This window comes from Lysinibacillus sp. Y5S-8 (assembly GCF_036894365.1).
Lineage (GTDB): Bacteria > Bacillota > Bacilli > Bacillales_A > Planococcaceae > Lysinibacillus > Lysinibacillus fusiformis_D.
In genome coordinates this window covers 2417511-2435595 of the sequence record NZ_CP145889.1, presented here as the reverse complement: position 1 = coordinate 2435595, position 18085 = coordinate 2417511, and the positions used below count along the sequence as shown (strand labels likewise).

Here is an 18085-nt window from a genome sequence, read left to right as displayed (position 1 = left end):
ATCTGATAAGCCTATCAAAGATATTCAGCTAATCGTCATTTAGAAAATTATATTTTTAATAACAGTTTCCTAAAAAGTTTCAAAAATTTTGAACGAAATGAAGCAATATTGAGTCTAATGAGGGAAGGAGGCGAAAAAAGATGAAATTTGAATTAGAGCAGCGTGCTATACGTGGAGATCGAGAAGCGATACTTTCACTTATTGAAATGGATGAGGATATTTTATATCGCATGGCCTTTACATATATGAAAAATGAGCAAGACGCTATGGATGTGATGCAGGATCTTATTTACAAGGCACTCAAAAGAATGCATACCGTTCAACAGCACGAATATGCCAGAACATGGCTTGTGCGCGTCTTAATCAATTGTTGTAAAGACCATTTACGAAAACGGCAATCCACTGTTCCAATTGAGGAACACCACCTATCTGAATGGGTCATCTATTCAGATATGGAGAGGTTATTGGAACATTTATCTTTGTCGGAGCAGCAACTCGTCTATATGAAATATTTCCAGCAACTAAAAAATAAAGAAATTGCTGAGCTAAATCAAATTCCTGAGGGTACTGTAAAATCTAAGCTTCATTACATATTAAAGAAACTTAGAAACTTTGCTAGAGAAAAGGAGGACTGGCTATGAGTAAACCATTGATTGACATTCCAAAGGAGAAACTTCAACAAGTTCGAAGGGACATGTTTCAGAAAGTTCAACGAGAAAAAAGAATAAAGAAGCGCATTGTTTCGGTTACATTCATCTCCATGCTTTGCTTAAGTCTTATCTTTTCAATTCGCGTTTCCCCAACGATTGCTAGCCAAATTGCAAAAATACCTGGCTTTCAAGCAATTGTATCAGCGATTGCAATAGATAAAGGAATAAAAGATATTGTGGATCATGAATATTATGAAGAAATCAATGTGTCGCAATCTAAAAATGACCTATCACTTACATTGCAAGGCGTGATTGCCGATAATTCGGGAATTGTACTGTTCTATGACGCCAATGCCTCATTTGATATTTCAAAATTAAACTTAGAGAGAGTTCAATTATTCCAAGGGGATGATGAGATTGAATGTGGCTGTACGTATACTAAGAATGAAAGCGATCAAACATACATTTCTTCATCAGTGGAATATAATTTTTTAGAGCCTATCGCCTATACTTCAAAGGATTTTAAAGCAGTTTTTCACTTTCATGATGAAGAGAAAGGTAATATTGAAATTACTTTACCGTTTTCACTAAAAAATGATATCGCAAAGGAAAAAACGTTTACTGCGAATCGTACGATAGATATCAATGGGCAGAAATTTACGATTACACAAATTCGCCGTTCTCCATTAAAAGTGGCACTTGATATTGAGGTAGCCGAAGAAAATACAATGCAAATATTAGCGCTGGATGATGTTGCCGTCATGACAGAAAGCGGTGAGCGCAGAGATAGCATTAATGGCATATCAATAAGCGGAAATATACGCGATGGCAAATATACGATCTATTTGCAAAGTAATTATTTCGATGATCCAGCGTCATTAACGGTAATGATTGGAGCGGTTCAAGCTGTGCCAAAGGGTGAGGATTTTGTCGAAGTTGATTTTGGCACAAAAGAAATACTGACGAAGCCTAATTATTTTAATGGGGACATTTTCACAGCCCAGCAAAGTGTATCAGTTAAGATTAATAAGGAAAATCAAGGCAAATATTTAATGTTTTCTGATGCAATCAAAGAAAATGGTACGATGCTAGAATTCACAGGTATTTCGATTTCACGAGATGAGCAATACGTAGTGGAGACGTCGCGATTTGAAGAATATAATGGAAAGGCAAAAATATATTTGAACTATTACGCCAATCCTATTGCAAAAAATATTGAAGTGAAGATTCCATTGCAATAAAATGCAGCTGTTCAAAAAGACGAACCTTTTTGAACAGCTGTTTTACTATTTTCGCTAGCTATGATCAGAAGTAGTTTTTTCTGACCAACTTGGTAGTATAATAGAGGATAGGTTAAATAGGCTCTTATATTGAACTTATGGTGTAGGTTAGTTGTAGAGGGATGATGTTATAATTTAAGGTGAATTTACTTTATGAGGTGGAAAATGGACTCTTTAGAATTAAACAAATCAAAATATATCGTCTCTAATATTAAAGACATTTTGCATAATAAGCTTATTCTTGCTAAACCATTTACTAAAGACAAGATCAAAAAAATAAACCTAGTCAATCCCCCTGTATACGATAAAGAGAAGTATCTTATTCAGGAACAGTGGTTATACAGTATGAATATTGGCGAATGGGAAGATGTGGAGATTATTATACAAGGAAATAATGAAAATCCTGAAGTGGGGATAATCGAATTAGCAGAAAGAATTTTCGATGAACTCCATTTACATATAAGCTGCGCATTAGAGTATTTGCATAAGTTTTTCCCTAATCATGAAATGGAGAGCTATTATTTATCTACAATAAGTTTTGGAAATATGGCTAACTTTGATGGTTATGTATTTTCAGGCTTTAGTTTAGCTTTTATTTATGAGGGTCACTTTGAATTTCAGTATAAAGTGAAATTTAAAGAAAATGGTTGGCCTATTGGTTTTGAGGGTGGACCACTTTAATAATCAAGGGGAAGGGATAATTATCCCATGATGAAATCGTTTTGAAAAGAGGGAGTTGAATGGAACGTTTTTTCTTCATACTCTTAGGCTTTTTGATCGTTGTTGCAAATGTGATTGGGTTTCTAGTCTTCAAAAAAAGGAAAAATCTATATAATGCTGCTTTCATCATTTTACTTCTAGCAGGAGTATTTGGTGAAATAGGTAGCGTATTGGCTCTATTTATTATTCGTGATCCCTTTGCGTTATTCTATGGATTGAATATGGTCTACTATTTACTCATTAATAGTTTTATTGTATTTATTCTGGCGATTTTCGTTACTATCATCAAAAAATATAATAGTAGTAGAATCATATGATTAACTATCGGGGTACGCGATTATTGAGTTGTATAGACAGCTCTTTGTCTTTTAATACAGTTTAGTTGAATAATTTTTTTGCTTTCCTTTCATCTGATGCTTCAAATTACACCCTTGGAGAAATGATAAATGTGAGTGGCGGTAGATAAATAAAACCTATGCAAATACTATTAACACTAAAATTATTTGTCTAATAGAAGCAGTATTTTATCTCTGCATTGGTATTGATTATTAACTTAGAATAAGTTGGCGTGAGGTTTACTATTCATAAACTTAACCATAAAATCTCGTCAAATTAACCTATTTCATTAAATCCATTACAACTTGAACAAGTAAGAACAAAAAAATGATTGGTAATATAATTTGAACCCATTTTGTTTGGATGTACGGAATAATCTTTAAGCCTAAGAAAGAGCCAACAATAGAGCCAATTGAAACAGGAATAGCAATTCCCCAATTAACAATGCCAGTAAAATAATAAAAGAGAAAAGCACCTGTACAGCTTGACAACGAGATTATTCTTGTTAATTCGACTGCTTTTAAATAATTGTATTGTTTTTTCAAGAAATAGGTTATATTCATAAGAGCTGAGCCTGGTCCAAAACCTCCGTCATAAATTGAAATGGCAAATGGAATGACCTTGTTAATGGGTTGTTCCTCTGTTTCTTTTACATCTTTTACAATCCATTTATTACTGCAAAGGACAATTATAAATGCAAAAATTAAGCTTATACAAGCGACTACATTCATGATTTGCTCAGATAAAAGGATTGCTAATAATGCCCCAAATACTCCTCCTAAGCTAGAAACGATCATGAAAGAAAAATATTTTTTTAAAGATAAACGTCCTTTTATAACAAACGAAACAACATTTGATAGGGCCGATATTGCTGTCGCAAATTTATTAACGGCGACAGTTGTATGAATTGGAATGCCAACGAGTAACAATGAAGGCATCAAAATAAAGCCTGCTGCACCGAACAAAACTCCTATTATGGCTGCGAGTAAACCAATTGTAAATAAAATAAATCCTTTTACTGATAACCATTCCTGTAGTAAAATTTCCATCCAATCACCTCTATACTTAAATTACTGATAAACTATACATAAAACAAATATATAATTATTGCTTATTCATAAATAAAATTTATGGATAGAAAGGTGTGAATAGAATGAATTTACATGCATTGAGAATCTTTACGAATGTAGCCAAGCTTGGAGGAATTACTGCAGCGGCGAATAGTATGCTACTGAGTCAACCTGCTGTTACGATACAAATTCGGAAATTGGAGAATGAAATAGGAACTAAATTGATTGAAGGCAAAGGGCGTGGAATCCAATTAACGCCAGAGGGGAAGTTTTTATACGAGCAAGGCATGCGTTTATTTTACTTAGAAGCACAAATCGATGAAAAGCTTGGTAAATTTTTAGCCAAGGAAGACAAAATACATATTGCATCGTCTTATATCCCTATTAATTACATACTTCCGCCTATCATTGCTAAATACAAGCTTGCTCATCCTCATATAGAATTTGTTGTATCGTTAGGCAATGTTCAAGCTGTGGCAGAACAAGTTCTGAATTATGAAGTAGATTTTGGTTTTGTCGTTCAAAGTAAAATGGGTCATACCGATTTACAGTTTGAAAAGGTATTAGATATCCCGTTTTGGTTTATAGTCCATCCCTCACATCCTTTAGCCAATCAAACGGTCTCTATTTATGAATTATCGAACGAAGATTTTATATATCGGGAACGTGGCAGCTCGACACTCGATTTATTGGAGTCCATTTTTTACACGTTTAATGCGCCATTACCTCAATTAGGACTTCAAATGCAAGGCTTACATGAATCCATTAAAGTAGTGGAAGCAGGATACGGTATGACTTTAGCTCCGTCCTATAGTGTGGTCGAAAGTATAACAAACGGGAAACTAGCTCAAGTGTATGTTGAACAGGCCGATATTCAGCAAGGTTTATTTATATGCTCGCGGAAATCTGATTTAATCGAGCAACCATTTATTCAGTTTTTGAAAACTCATTTAAATGCTTAAACTAACCTCTAAAATCGTGAACAACAATAGGCATTATTTATAATGCTGTTTAGGGTGACTTTATTTAACCAATAGGGTGTGGAGAAAAAGTGTTAGGTAATATATAGGTAGCAGCGATTGTTGCTAAAAATCGTAGAGAGAATAAAGAACGAACTTTATAATATTATACATTGTTAATTGTTCGTATTTTTAAAGGTGAAATGCGAATTCTCCATCGTCTAGACACTTTTGATTTGCAATAAAACACGAACATAGTAGATAAAACGTAAGTAAGAATGTAGTGCACTTAATCTTCTGGATAAAGTATAAGTTAATGAAAAGATTGCATCGATGAAAAATGATTGGGAGAAAATAATTTGCGAAAATCGAAATAAAATATAAAATAACGATTGATAAGGTGGAAGGCTGCCATTTGACTGCGATTGAATTTTTGAAATTTTTATTTGAACAAAAAGTAAAAAGAAGCTGGTTATTTTATTGAAATAACCAGCTTCTTGATTTTTTTCGCAAATCACTTTTAACATTCGTTTAAGCAAACTTTATTAAAACTACAAGAATTCGCTTTAAAGTTCATTTTCTTTTAATTGATAGTTGTAATGATTCAGTAAAGGACACGCCATAAATAAAAGGTTGCGTAGGATTCCCAGTTTTTCCATGGCATCGATAATTCCAGGATTTCATCTTTCGTCGGCTTTCGATTCATATTTTGTAATCGTTTTATCGAATTAATGAGTCCTACATCATCGATTGGAAAAGCCGTCTGGAACCTGAGGCAGCGCATTAAAACATAATTGGCTGTCCAAGGGCCGATTCCTCGTATTTTCATTAAGCTTTTTTCAGCATCTTTAAAGTTCATATCCATTAATTTTTCCTTCGATAATTCCCCACTTGCCATTAATCTTGCAATGCCAATGATATATTCACTTTTTTTACCGTCATTTTAATATTTGCTAGGTCAGCAGGAGTTAATTGTGCAATTCGTTCGTATGAAGGGAACACCCAATATTTTTTACCATTCCATTCAATGAAATCGCCAAATTTTTCTACCAATTGCCTCTTTAAGGCGTACGCGAAGGCTAAGTTAATTTGTTGGCCCAAAACTCCCCAGCATAAAGCTTCAAATAAATCGGGAATGCCGATCACTCGTAATCCATAGAATTTTTGGACAGGCATTTTAAGTAATGGGTCTGCTTTTGCCATTTCATAAAATGACGTTAAATCATTATCGAGATCAAACCATTCATGAATATATGTTACAATTTCTTGCCGCTTCCACTTTTCAATAGGTTTAGAATCATTTAGGAATTGAATCACCATTTCTTTATTATTGATTATGCTTATCTGTACTAAGGATTGAATTTTCCCAATAGTTATAACTTTTATCATGATATTGTTCTCTATTTCGTACATGCATTCATTTTTTTCCCTTGTTAAATAACCTAGGTTAGCATCCATGTCGAAAATTGTAGGTAACGTAATAACAATATCATCATTGATTTCATACCATGTCACTTTTCATTCTCCTCGTCCTATTAAGAGTAATTTTACTTTATCACATCATAGCCCTTACTAATTTTGTTATCTTGCTCTTACATTCTCAACTCCTTATTTTTTTCTATTTATGAGGTTATAGTGTTAGTTATCAGGAATGTAAAGGAGGGTATAAAAATGGTCCAACATATAAAAACACGTGTTGAGAGCTTAGATTGGGAGACCATTCAACATGAATTAGATGAGCAAGGATTTGCAAAGCTTCCTGTGATTTTAACAAAGGAGGAGTGTGAATTCTTCATAGACATGTATGGTGTGGAAGAGTCATACAGAACGACGATCAATATGACGAGATATCGCTTTGGGAATGGGGAGTACAAATATTTTTCTTATCCATTACCTGATATCATCCAACATTTAAGAGAGTCTTTTTATTTGGCATTAGCAAAAACAGCTAATCGGTGGCTGAGCTATTTAAAGAAGACAGAACAGTATCCAGAACAACTTCAAGATTTTTTGAACACCTGTAAAGAGTATAATCAAACGAGACCAACACCTTTACTATTAAAGTATGAAACAGGCGGATTTAATTGTTTACATCAAGATTTATATGGTGATATATTTTTCCCGTTTCAAGTAGTATTTTTATTAAATCAACGAGATCAAGACTTTTGTGGTGGAGAATCTCTATTAGTGGAACAAATTCCTCGTGCTCAGAGTAGAGGGCATGTCATTACTTTAGAACAAGGCAGTGCGCTAATCTTTCCTACTCACCATCGACCTGTTTTAGGTAAAAAAGGATATTACAAAAATACGGTTCGTCACGGAGTAAGCACAGTTACTGCTGGAGAACGCTACGGACTTGGAATCATTTTTCACGATTCTAAGTAAAAATTAAACTTCAATATTTTGCTATTCTATTCCTAGAATTGTCCATTCTGAATTTATAGAGAGTATATTGTAAGGAGAGGTGAGATAAATGTCGGATAGTATCGATAACGGACATAGAGAGAGCCATTATCCTAGAATGATAAATGAAGTAGAAATGATAACAGAGGAAAAGTGGCAAGCCATTATAAATAATGATGCAGCGTACAATAACCAATTTTTCTACGCTGTAAGGTCGACAGGGATATTCTGTAAACCATCCTGTAAATCTCGCGTTCCGAAAAAAGAAAATGTATGCATTTTTTCAAACGCAGAACAAGCCCTCCAAGCAAATTTTCGCCCTTGTAAACGTTGCAAGCCCACTAATGAAAATCTGCCTGATAGCGAGTGGGTGGATGTAATTACGGAATACATTGATAAAAATTTCACAGAAAAATTAACGCTAGAATCGTTAGCAAATATTTGTCATGGAAGTCCGTATCATATGCATCGAACATTTAAAAAGATCAAAGGCATGACGCCAGTTGAATATATACAGGAAGTTAGAGTACACGCAGCTAAAAAGTATTTGATTCAGTCAAATAAAGCGATTGGAGATATCGCTTTATTTGTGGGGATGGCTAATACGCCTTATTTTATTACTTTATTTAAAAAGAAAACGGGACAGACGCCAACACAATTTCGTCAAATGAGTAAAGTGGAGGAGAAGTACAATGGAAACAAAGAATAATTCAAGCCTATATTGGTCTTTACTAAAGTTTAAGGATTGGCAATTATATATTGCGTCAACTTCAAAGGGGCTTGTCTTTGTAGGTTCACAGAACAAACCATTCGAGGAATTAGTCGAATGGGCAAGAAAACGCTTTCCAGAAAGTACTCTTGTGGAAGATGATGAAATGCTTGAACCTTATGTTGTTGAAATTACTCAGTATCTAGAAGGAAAGCGGAAAACCTTTACTGTTCCATTTGAGTACGTAGGTACGCCATTTCAGCTAGCCGTCTGGGATGCACTTTGTGAAATACCTTATGGGCAGACGAAATCCTATTCCGATATTGCAAATGCTATAAATAAACCAGCTGCTGTTCGTGCTGTAGGAGCGGCTATTGGGGCTAACCCAGTATTACTTACGGTACCTTGCCATCGCATAACAGGGAAGAATGGCTCTTTAACTGGCTATCGGGGTGGATTAGAAATGAAGACATTGCTCCTGGATCTTGAAAAGCGAGCTTCATCAAATAATGAATAATTATTGCCGTACAATGAATGGGGGCCATTATGAAACATGAAATATTCTATAAAAATCCGAAAACCATTCTAAATAAAGGAACTGGCTTTCTGTCTGGCTATACGCATTCACTAAATCCCTATACAGGCTGTTCATTTGGCTGTTCCTATTGTTATGTACGTGAAATGCCTGTATCTCTTTTCAGAGAAGGTGAGTGGGGGTATTGGGTCGATGTTAAAAACGGAGCTGCGCATGTATTACAAAAGGAGCTCCATCGCGCCAAAGAAAAAGGGAATGTAACCATTTTTATGTCATCAAGTACAGACCCTTATCAACCAATAGAACATAAGGAAAAAGTGACGCGATCTTTACTTGAAGTTATGGTAGAAGATCCCCCTGACTTCCTATTAGTACAGACTAGAAGCCCACTTGTAAGTCGAGATATCGATTTACTGCAACTTTTAAAAGATAAAGTACGGGTAAGTATGACCATAGAGACGGATAGGGAAGATATTCGCAAGCATTTTACGCCCTATGCACCGCCTATTTCAGCAAGGCTTAAAACACTCCAACAGCTTGCTGAATTTGGTATTCCTGCACAGGTTGCCATCGCACCCTTACTACCAAGTACTGAGCGATTTGCAGAAATATTGCGTCCCTTGGTTAACCGAGTATGTATTGACGATTATTTTATGGGGGACGGACGCGGTGGTAAACGCACACACAAGATGGGCTTACAGGCGCTATATAGAAAACTGGAAATGGAAGAATGGTATCATCCATCCGTCTATCAAATGGTTTATAAACGAATGAGGCAGTATTTTTCGGAAGAAGAACTTTTCATTAGCCAGAAGGGTTTTGAACCCTAGCGTTAAGATGGGTAAAAGGAAACCAGCATTTTTTAATATTTTTCCTTATTGTTGTACCTAATAATTCATACATGCGAACGACTATTAGTTTGCAGGGATTGTAAATAGTCATATAAAAAAGTCGATTTCTTATTGTCTAGGAATCCGACTTTTTTTAGATAGGAAATTGCTTAGCATAATATTGTAAAGGTGAAAAAAGTCTGGAGGGTGTTTTGGGCAAACGGCACTATTATGATATGAATTATAAAATCCTAATCCATTTTAGTTTCGAAAATGATTGAGAGCTAGCAGGGTTGCTGAATCATATTCAGCAGGCAATTCATCTTCAAAAAAAATAGCTTCTACTGGACAAACTAATTCACAAGCTCCACAATCAATACAAATACCAGGATTAATTACATATTGGGTATCTGTCATAACAATGCAATTTACTGGACAGACATCCAAACAGACAGCAGCTTTTTCATCCCTACATAATTCTGTAATTACAAATGCCATTATAAATCCTCCCATACAGACAATTGTTGTTTTAATTCTTCAGGTGAGTATTTCCAATAGTCTTCATTAAATTCAGATAAAAACTGATAAAGTAGTTTTTTTGAATTACTATCTACATGTTTCAAGAGAACTTTCCCTTTAAGTGCCTTATCTAAATAATTTACTTGTTCTGGCAAAGATTTATAGCCAAGTTTAATACGTCGTACTTCTTTTGATACCCGTACTTCACTTGCAGTACATCCCGCATAATAAGGACCATTTTGAGACATTTGAATAGCTACCCAAACTATCCAATAACGATAATAATCGTCACTAGCATGAGCTAAATCAGAGGAAAAACGAACTTTTTTCTCGATTATACTTCGTCCATGTAAGGCTTCTAAATCTATAAACACCTGTTCTTTTTCACAATCTATAATAATCGACGTTACATTATTTAAATCAAGGGTTCCTACTCCGTAACCGCCATCTCCGTCTGTTGAATCGTTACTTAAAATTGTAAAATGCATTTTCTTTTTCATAGAAATCACCTCTACACACTTTTATATCCCTTCATTAATAAATGTTTAATACAATGCCCCAATTTAGAAACATCACTGATTGACAGATAAATTTAGTCAACGGTCTGAATATTTGCATAAAGCTAAAATGACATAAAAAAATCATTGGACTTTAATTTATACAGATTGATAATTTTTCTGACGCCAATAGAACAAACGCATTACGTATAGTTTTTTACAAATAAATGTACTTGAACGTTTTAGTAGTATTTTTTATCTATACGTAATGGTTGTCTAGGATTTTTCCTAATACTTTTATAGTTAAAAAGTATAAATAAAATATACAATTTATCTCATTACTTGTCTTCAGACTAACGTCTGAAATGTTATGTACTGGTAAATTAACTATAATACAGTTATTCATCCTTTAATAAACGAAAGGCAGTTGCTATAAATTTTCCCTTTTGTTTACTTTATTTTTCCTAAATTTGGTTTTATTGAAGTATACTGCTAATAAGGACAACAAAGAGAACTCTTTGGTCCAAATAACCGTAAGCGATGAAATCAATTGCTTATCTAAGGAGGAAATTCTGTTATGAAAAGTAAACTATCTAGGGTATTAGCTGCTACATTAGCGCTAACGATGTTCCTGCCAACAGGGGCAATGGCGTTTTCTAACAATAAGACTACAGTTGTAGCTAATCAAGTTGTAGCTAATCAAAAACTGGAGAAGATTGCAGCAGAGAAGGCTGCGCTACTCACGGAATCCTATGGGACGGCTAGCGTGCAATATGCGTTAATTGATAACGGCAAGCTAATTTTGTCGGGTCAGAAAGGCAAGGACAATTTAAAAGGGGAACAGTCTCTAACCAAAGATACCCAATATGGAATTGGATCGGTCAGTAAAGTGTATACAGCAGCGGCTATGATGAAATTGGTCGATGAAGGAAAAGTCGATTTAGATACTCCTGTTGTTAACTATCTTCCTGATTTTAAGATGGAGGATGAACGATACAAACGCATTACACCGCGTATGCTGTTGAACCATTCCTCCGGCTTACAAGGAACTGTGTATAGTAATGCAATTTTATTTAAAGATAATGATACCTATGTCCATGATACCTTGTTACAGCAGTTGTCAAACCAGAGCTTAAAGGCAGAGCCTGGCGCGTTCTCAGTATACTGTAATGACGGCTATACGCTGGCCGAGATTTTGGTGGAAAGAGTTAGCGGTATGAGCTTCACCGAATTTCTACATCAACGTTTTACAGAGCCCCTAGAGCTTAAAAATACGAAAACACCGCAGGATAAATGGGCAGACGATAAACGGGCTGGACTTTATTTTCCATCATATCAAGGGCAACTTCCTATTGAATCAGTGAATTTGATTGGTTCGGGAGGGATTTCTTCGACAGCAGAAGATATGGTGAGGTTCTCACAATTGTTTATGGGACTGGGAAAAGAAATTCTCTCTGATAAGGCAGTCAAGACTATGGAGCAAGAGGAATATAAAAAAGGAATGTGGCCAGAGGATGGAGATAATATTTTCAACTATGGTCTTGGATGGGATAGTGTGAAACTATATCCATTTAGTGAATATGGGATAAAGGGTTTGGCTAAGGGCGGTGACACAATATTACAACATGCGACACTGGTCGTTCTACCAGAACAGAAGATGGCCGCTGCTGTGGTGTCATCCAGCGGTAGTAGTGTTACAAATCAACTGATGGCGACTGACTTACTGCTTGCTGCACTTAAAGAGAAGGGCACAATTAAGGATATTAAGCCAAACAAATCCTTTGGCAAGCCAGTAACGACTCAGATGCCTCAAGATCTAGTAGAAAAAGCAGGCTTTTACGGGAATAGTTTCAGTCATTTCAAACTTGAAATTATGAAGAACGGAAATCTGTTCTTATCCCTTAATCCCGAAGAAAAGTATGTATATACTGCAAATGGAAGCTTTATTAATGAGGAGGGTACATCCAAGCTCAACTTCGTCACTGAGAAGAATGGACGTACTTATTTAAAAGAGAGCACCTATCAAACAGCACCAGGTTTTGGGCAAGTTGCAATGACTCAATATTTAGCTGAGAAGCTTGAAGATAATGTACTATCGAAGGAGACTGCTGCTGCATGGAAGAAACGGGAGGGCGTGAAGTTCTATCTTGTGAACGAAAAATATAGTTCTGCTCAATATCTAATACCAATGCTGCTTACCAAACAAATTAATCGTCAGGAAGACCTAGCGGGCTATTGGGAGGGCAGAAAAATCATAGGTCCAAACATGTCGGCGCATCAGCTTCAAATCCCAGTGATGAATGGCCGTGATACGACAGAGACTCGTTTCTATACTGAAAGCGGGAATGAATATATGGAAATGTACGGATTTTTATACGTAAGTGGAACTAACGTAAAACCGCTTTATACAGGGCAGTCATCCAAAGTAACGTTGCAAGCAAAAGGACATGCGAAATGGTTTACGATCCCACAAGCGATAACTGGGAAAACAATGAACGTGGAATTGCCATCGAACAGTTCGTTTGCGGTTTATGATGAGAAGGGAGTATGCGTCAATTTTACCGTTGTAAGCGGCAATAACAAAGTAAAGCTACCGAAGAATGGAACGGTTGTATTTGCTGGTGCGCCGAACTCGGAGTTTGCCATCACACTGAACTAGCTATGGACTTACACAAAAATGTTTAGTATTGACTAGATGAAGCCAGGATGATCCGAATCACGTATGCTGTTTAAATATCATTCGTATAATTTTCTATAAAGACTGATCATTTTAAACTAAACTCGTTTATTTAAAATAAAATTTAACTAAGAATCTTTCTTATGCAACAGTTCGGCAAGTTTTGTGTAGCAGTCAAAGCCCAATTTCTCTCCTACAATTCAGAGAAATTGGGCTTTTTTAGTTTTCTTAACAAAGAATATAAACATTGTTTTTATGCACCCTTTTAAATCATTTTCATGTTATTTCTTACAAGGGTATTTGAATTTGCTTGTTGTTGTAACAACAATAGTGTACGATACATAGTATAAGTTATACAGTGTATGTCATATAGTAAGTGGAATTGAGGTGAGTGAATGAGTACGTTACTGAATTCATTAACGACAGAACTTAGGAGAGGAACGCTGACATTAGCCGTTTTAAGTCAATTACGAACACCCCAGTATGGGTATTCACTTGTTCAATTATTAGAGGAAGCGGGCATTAACATCGATCAAAGTACCTTATATCCATTGCTTCGCCGTTTAGAAAAACAAGAGTTAGTGACGAGCAGCTGGGATACATCAGAGAGTAGACCGCGTAAGTATTATGTATTAAGTGACTATGGATTAGAGGTATTTTTGCAATTAAAAAGAGAATGGATTAACAATTCAAAAGAACTCTATGAGTTACTAAAAGGAGATGATGATCAAGATGAATCTGACTGAGATTTATATTCAAGAGGTCACTCGGAGGCTGCCTGAAAAAAATCGTGAGGATATCGCACTTGAGTTACGATCAACCATTGAGGATATGCTACCTGACGATTACAGTGAGGATGATGTAAAGGATGTACTTGAAAAATTAGGGAACCCAGCAGCATTAGCGAGTGGCTATCGAGATCAACCAATGCATTTAATTGGCCCACGCTATTTTGATGTATATTTATCGTTATTAAAAATGATTGTCCCAATTGCCGCTGTCATTGCGTTAATTTCGATTATTGCCGAATACTTTATTGGTTTTGGTGGGGAAGAAGTGATTATTAATGCCGTCCTCACGATTATGGGTGAAGGAATATGGAGAATCATCGAAGTAGGAATACATGTCTTTTTCTGGCTAACACTCGTATTCGTCATTATTGAACGAACAGATAAAGGAAAAGATCAGCATCCGTTGTCAGCAAACCTAACAAAATGGACCCCTGAAGATTTGAAAAACATTATTTATATTCCAAAGAAAAAAGCGATTACGAAGCTTGAAGTATTTGGCTATTTAATGTGGACGGCCATTTGGGCAACTCTTTATTTTTATGCAAATCACCTTGTAGGTATATATGAAGGCGGTGGTGATGGCCTCAAATTCGTAATGCCAGCTTTCAATCAGGATGTTTTACTTCGTTATTGGCCAATTGTTATCGCTGTCATCGCTCTCGAAATTGGGTTAGCTCTCTATAAATTATTGAAAGGGCAATGGACGAAAAAAATGGCAATCTTTAATACTATTGTTGAACTTTTCGCAACCGTTGTATTCATTGTTATCTTAAGCAATCCAAATTTTATGAACCAAGAATTTATAACGTACATGAGTAAATTATTTACCATAACAACTAAGCAATTGGAAATATGGATAGTCGGTGGCGTCATCATCGTATTCATTTTATCTGCAACACTCAGTATCTTCGATGGATTCCGTAAGGCTCGAATCCGTTAATTCATAAAAGAGCAGCCCTTATGTAACTATCCATTAACTACACCTTATTGGAATAAAAAAAGTATTGGGAATTAATTTTCCTCAATACTTTTTTTGTATTATTATGAGTTTTTAAACCCTTCTAATAAATTTGACACAATTTCTGTTCTATTAAAAAAAAGTTCTTGAATAGGTAAAACTGCATGAGATAAGGATGAAGTTGTAGAAAATAATCGTTGTTTATCGTAAATAATATTTATCTTAATTTGACTAATATTTAGATTATATAATATTTGAGACTTTGATAATTCATTATATATTCCTTGTCCGCCTTCACTTTCAAATAATCTTTCTATAGCTATTTTCCCATAGAATCCATTCCACCAAGATAAAAATAATTTAACACTTTCTGAAAATCCAAACTCTCCATTTACATTTCTATCAAACAATTGTCGATAGAATGAACTATCATTTTCCAAAACCCCATTACTATCGTAATATTGGTTTTGCTCAGTTTTATATATTACTTCATTCCATATCTCTTTAAATTTAATGTTAAATTTTTCTTGTGGTAAGATACTCCAACTAAAACTGTTGAAATTAGGAAATAAAGGATGTGGATTATTATTACTATTATTATTTAAAAATAAGTTTTGTATAAATATTAGATAATTTAAAGAGTACGGAGCTGTAACTTCTAAATTGAGTTGATTATTTTTAGCATTATTTAAATCAAACATGAATTCGCACCTCATCTTTTTTAAAACTTTATTGGATTATATTGTTAATATTTTTACCAAACATATTGTATTTATATTAAAGAACTCTTCTCTCCTAAGATTATAATAATTATTATTTATAGTTCGAGCAGAAGTTAGTACGTAAAAGCTATTCCGTTATCATATGCTAAAGGGCTTGTATAATATACTTTTAAAGAAGGGGATTCCACTGACTCTCCTTGAAATCTTGCAACATAACTAACTCCTTTTGTCAAAGAAACGCCATTTATATCAGCCACACCAGATATTGAGGGACCATACCCCCCTCCTGAAAAATACATTGACCCTTTAAAAGCACCGGTAGACTGACTATAAATATCAGCTCTACAAGAAAAAGATAAAAATGATCCTGATGCAGCAGGGATATTTAAAGTCCAAGAGAAGGACCTTGCATTTGTAATATAATTAAATGTCGATGTTCCATCAGAACCCCAAAAAGTACCAAACGGTGTTATGACATTGCTATCTTCTTCAATGTTCTTTACTTCATACATTTCGAAAGTATTACCAGTATTTTCTGAAATTTGATCCTCCGTTTGAGCATAGCCTATATTATAATTGGAAATCCCCATAACAAAAATAACACCTAATGCTAACAAAATTTTTGAATATTTTTTCATTTTTACCATCCTTTAAATTAAATTTTTTAATACTTATAAAGAACATTTTTAAGTTTAACTAGGATGTGAAAAACTAAAAATACTTGCCAATGTCCTCCCTTCAATTAGATATATATTACTCTAATATGTTAGTTGTTATATTCTAATAAATCTAACATATGCTTACATAATGCCATTAACTATATTGTATAGATATACGACAATAGAATTATATTTTTTGAAAAATTTTAATAAAAACAGGATTAATTATATTTTTTTAAAGGTTAAACTTATTTTGATTTATACGAAAAACACCATACCATTACAAAAATTCAAGAAGGTTTTTCAGGAAAAAATGTAGCATTATTCGTCTTATATCTAGTGTTATATAATTTATATTAATTACATTCCACTAGATAATCGGAGTAACCGTAATTTTGAAAGAATTTGGCTTGTGCAATGTAAGCATTTTGCTCAATCAGGAAAGAGTATAAGGTAAAGACGAGGCGAATTCTATAATTGTGGATTGTGAACGGGTTAAAAGGGTACTCAATTTGTGTTTTTTAATAGACTTAGATGATGTTTATACAATTTTCCTTTTTGTAATATTTTAGATGGTAATAGTGGGCAATAATTGATGATACTGAAAGGTATCGTTATTCTTTATGGAGAGTTTGGGATGATACTTTACCGAGGGTTAGTGATCCGATAGGAAAAGAAAATAATCAATATATTGTTAATGCGCTAACTAGGTCTGAAAAGGTCATACTGGTATGGGGAGCTAAAGGAATCTTGTTTGATCGTGATAAAAAAGTAGTTAATTTAATCAGACAAAACTGTATTCTACTTTTTGCATTAGAATTAACAAAGGACGGTTATACACGTCATCCTCTTTATGTTAAAGCAAATAAGATACCAGAGCTTTATCAATAAAATAAAGGTTACTTGTCATAGAGTTAGGTGTAAAGGTAAAAAGGGACAAGGATTGTATCGCAGAAGTTAAATTTAATGGTAATCAATATTTTTTCTTATCGGAAAAGGTGACCCTGAATGAGGGAGGTTGTGGCGGTCAACCAACGCCACAACCGAATAAGTGCGTGCGATACACTTAATATAAATTTGTGTAGGTAGTGGTTAATTATACATAAAAAAAACGCAGCGTCGTCACACGCTACAGCAAACTAAATAATCTAAAAGATATAGTTTAAAAAGGGCGAAAAGGTGTGCCTAATAAATGTGGTGTTTGTAAGAAAGCGTTTAATTAGCATTAGAACACGGAATGTCTATATTACTTAATATGTGAGCTAATAATAATAAGTGTTATCCCCGTAAATAAGCAAATGATTCTCGTTACAGGAATTTTATCAGCTAGTCCAAATAGTGCAATTGCTGTCGTTACGATTAAAACTGTTGGACCAACCAATGCAAGCATTGTATTAATATAGAATGCTTTTTCTAAATTATTCAACTTTAGCATCAATAAGCCAGCACTTACTTCAATACTTCCAGACAATACACGTAAAATAACCATAGCAAGAACCGATTTTTCAATAATTGTCATCATCCTATCTTTATAGATAATTCTCGCATATATTATAAATCCTTCTTAGGATCATTATAGACTTCTGTTTTAATGAAATATTAAAATCAATATATGTGTGAGTCATATCAAATATTCTTGTTATAGTATGCTTTATAGCTTTAATTGAAAAATTTTATTGACAAAATATTTTTTTTGTGTAAAATGAAAAATAATTCAAAAATATTTGTATAGAATAAAGGCTATGAAAAGAAATAGTATCAATTATTTTT

19 protein-coding genes, 1 pseudogene and 1 other annotated feature (1 of these 21 running past the window's edge) are annotated in these 18085 nt (G+C 34.3%); of the genes and pseudogenes, 13 read left to right on the top strand and 7 right to left on the bottom strand.

What is annotated here, in order from left to right; translation table 11 throughout:
- Positions 1 to 140: 140 nt before the first annotated feature.
- The 4 genes from V6670_RS11855 to V6670_RS11840 all read left to right on the top strand — a co-directional run bounded on the left by V6670_RS11855 (position 141) and on the right by V6670_RS11840 (position 2967).
- Positions 141 to 641, top strand: coding sequence for a sigma-70 family RNA polymerase sigma factor (locus V6670_RS11855; protein ID WP_338651229.1), 501 nt, complete (start codon positions 141 to 143; stop codon positions 639 to 641).
- Positions 638 to 1891 carry a DUF4179 domain-containing protein gene (locus V6670_RS11850; protein WP_338651228.1) on the top strand — a complete coding sequence of 418 codons (1254 nt, stop codon included), beginning with the start codon at positions 638 to 640 and terminating at the stop codon, positions 1889 to 1891. Before V6670_RS11855 ends, V6670_RS11850 begins: the two co-directional genes overlap by 4 nt.
- A 204-nt stretch (positions 1892 to 2095) precedes the next feature.
- On the top strand, positions 2096 to 2611 hold the full coding sequence (locus V6670_RS11845) for a hypothetical protein (protein ID WP_338651227.1): 516 nt from the start codon (positions 2096 to 2098) through the stop codon (positions 2609 to 2611).
- A gap of 59 nt (positions 2612 to 2670) precedes the next feature.
- A complete protein-coding gene (locus V6670_RS11840) occupies positions 2671 to 2967 on the top strand; it encodes a 3-isopropylmalate dehydrogenase (RefSeq protein WP_338651226.1) in 297 nt (98 codons plus the stop codon).
- Between the two features lie 300 nt (positions 2968 to 3267).
- On the opposite strand, the gene V6670_RS11835 is transcribed toward V6670_RS11840, so the two are convergent.
- Positions 3268 to 4035: a sulfite exporter TauE/SafE family protein gene (locus V6670_RS11835; protein WP_338651225.1), complete on the bottom strand. Its 768-nt coding sequence runs from the start codon at positions 4033 to 4035 to the stop codon at positions 3268 to 3270.
- A gap of 104 nt (positions 4036 to 4139) precedes the next feature.
- On the opposite strand from V6670_RS11835, the gene V6670_RS11830 reads away from it, so the two are divergent.
- Positions 4140 to 5018: a LysR family transcriptional regulator gene (locus V6670_RS11830; RefSeq protein ID WP_338651224.1), complete on the top strand. Its 879-nt coding sequence runs from the start codon at positions 4140 to 4142 to the stop codon at positions 5016 to 5018.
- Between the two features lie 601 nt (positions 5019 to 5619).
- Here V6670_RS11830 and V6670_RS11825 read toward each other — a convergent pair.
- Positions 5620 to 6530: pseudogene (locus tag V6670_RS11825) on the bottom strand (DNA-3-methyladenine glycosylase).
- 156 nt (positions 6531 to 6686) lie between these two features.
- Here V6670_RS11825 and V6670_RS11820 point away from each other — a divergent pair.
- The 4 genes from V6670_RS11820 to V6670_RS11805 all read left to right on the top strand — a co-directional run bounded on the left by V6670_RS11820 (position 6687) and on the right by V6670_RS11805 (position 9492).
- The gene (locus tag V6670_RS11820) at positions 6687 to 7400 is read left to right on the top strand and encodes a 2OG-Fe(II) oxygenase (protein ID WP_338651223.1); all 714 of its coding nucleotides are present in this window, start codon (positions 6687 to 6689) and stop codon (positions 7398 to 7400) included.
- Positions 7401 to 7488: 88 nt separating this feature from the next.
- Entirely contained in the window at positions 7489 to 8127 is a 639-nt protein-coding gene (locus V6670_RS11815) for a bifunctional transcriptional activator/DNA repair enzyme AdaA (RefSeq protein WP_338651222.1), read from the top strand.
- Positions 8111 to 8644: a methylated-DNA--[protein]-cysteine S-methyltransferase gene (adaB, locus tag V6670_RS11810; RefSeq protein WP_338651220.1), complete on the top strand. Its 534-nt coding sequence runs from the start codon at positions 8111 to 8113 to the stop codon at positions 8642 to 8644. The genes V6670_RS11815 and adaB overlap by 17 nt, the downstream gene beginning before the upstream one ends.
- Positions 8645 to 8673: 29 nt before the next feature.
- The gene (locus V6670_RS11805) at positions 8674 to 9492 is read left to right on the top strand and encodes a radical SAM protein (protein ID WP_338651218.1); all 819 of its coding nucleotides are present in this window, start codon (positions 8674 to 8676) and stop codon (positions 9490 to 9492) included.
- Between the two features lie 261 nt (positions 9493 to 9753).
- Here the strand turns inward: V6670_RS11805 and V6670_RS11800 are convergent, their stop codons facing one another.
- A complete protein-coding gene (locus V6670_RS11800; protein WP_338651217.1) occupies positions 9754 to 9990 on the bottom strand; it encodes a ferredoxin family protein in 237 nt (78 codons plus the stop codon).
- Entirely contained in the window at positions 9990 to 10511 is a 522-nt protein-coding gene (locus V6670_RS11795; protein WP_338651216.1) for a YwhD family protein, read from the bottom strand. Before V6670_RS11795 ends, V6670_RS11800 begins: the two co-directional genes overlap by 1 nt.
- Positions 10512 to 11085: 574 nt before the next feature.
- On the opposite strand from V6670_RS11795, the gene V6670_RS11790 reads away from it, so the two are divergent.
- From V6670_RS11790 to V6670_RS11780, 3 genes are all read left to right on the top strand, one after another.
- The gene (locus V6670_RS11790) at positions 11086 to 13167 is read left to right on the top strand and encodes a serine hydrolase domain-containing protein (RefSeq protein ID WP_338651214.1); all 2082 of its coding nucleotides are present in this window, start codon (positions 11086 to 11088) and stop codon (positions 13165 to 13167) included.
- A gap of 413 nt (positions 13168 to 13580) precedes the next feature.
- On the top strand, positions 13581 to 13931 hold the full coding sequence (locus tag V6670_RS11785) for a PadR family transcriptional regulator (RefSeq protein WP_141905807.1): 351 nt from the start codon (positions 13581 to 13583) through the stop codon (positions 13929 to 13931).
- A complete protein-coding gene (locus V6670_RS11780) occupies positions 13918 to 14916 on the top strand; it encodes a hypothetical protein (protein WP_141905806.1) in 999 nt (332 codons plus the stop codon). The genes V6670_RS11785 and V6670_RS11780 overlap by 14 nt, the downstream gene beginning before the upstream one ends.
- A gap of 101 nt (positions 14917 to 15017) precedes the next feature.
- On the opposite strand, the gene V6670_RS11775 is transcribed toward V6670_RS11780, so the two are convergent.
- On the bottom strand, positions 15018 to 15635 hold the full coding sequence (locus V6670_RS11775) for a group-specific protein (RefSeq protein ID WP_141905805.1): 618 nt from the start codon (positions 15633 to 15635) through the stop codon (positions 15018 to 15020).
- Positions 15636 to 15769: 134 nt separating this feature from the next.
- Complete coding sequence (locus V6670_RS11770) at positions 15770 to 16294, bottom strand: hypothetical protein (protein WP_141905804.1); 525 nt, start codon at positions 16292 to 16294, stop codon at positions 15770 to 15772.
- Between the two features lie 609 nt (positions 16295 to 16903).
- On the opposite strand from V6670_RS11770, the gene V6670_RS11765 reads away from it, so the two are divergent.
- Positions 16904 to 17206 carry a DUF1643 domain-containing protein gene (locus V6670_RS11765; protein ID WP_141905818.1) on the top strand — a complete coding sequence of 101 codons (303 nt, stop codon included), beginning with the start codon at positions 16904 to 16906 and terminating at the stop codon, positions 17204 to 17206.
- 355 nt (positions 17207 to 17561) lie between these two features.
- On the opposite strand, the gene V6670_RS11760 is transcribed toward V6670_RS11765, so the two are convergent.
- Positions 17562 to 17837 carry a YqhV family protein gene (locus V6670_RS11760; protein WP_009371666.1) on the bottom strand — a complete coding sequence of 92 codons (276 nt, stop codon included), beginning with the start codon at positions 17835 to 17837 and terminating at the stop codon, positions 17562 to 17564.
- A gap of 211 nt (positions 17838 to 18048) precedes the next feature.
- Positions 18049 to 18085, top strand: a binding site (T-box leader) (it continues 215 nt past the right edge of the window).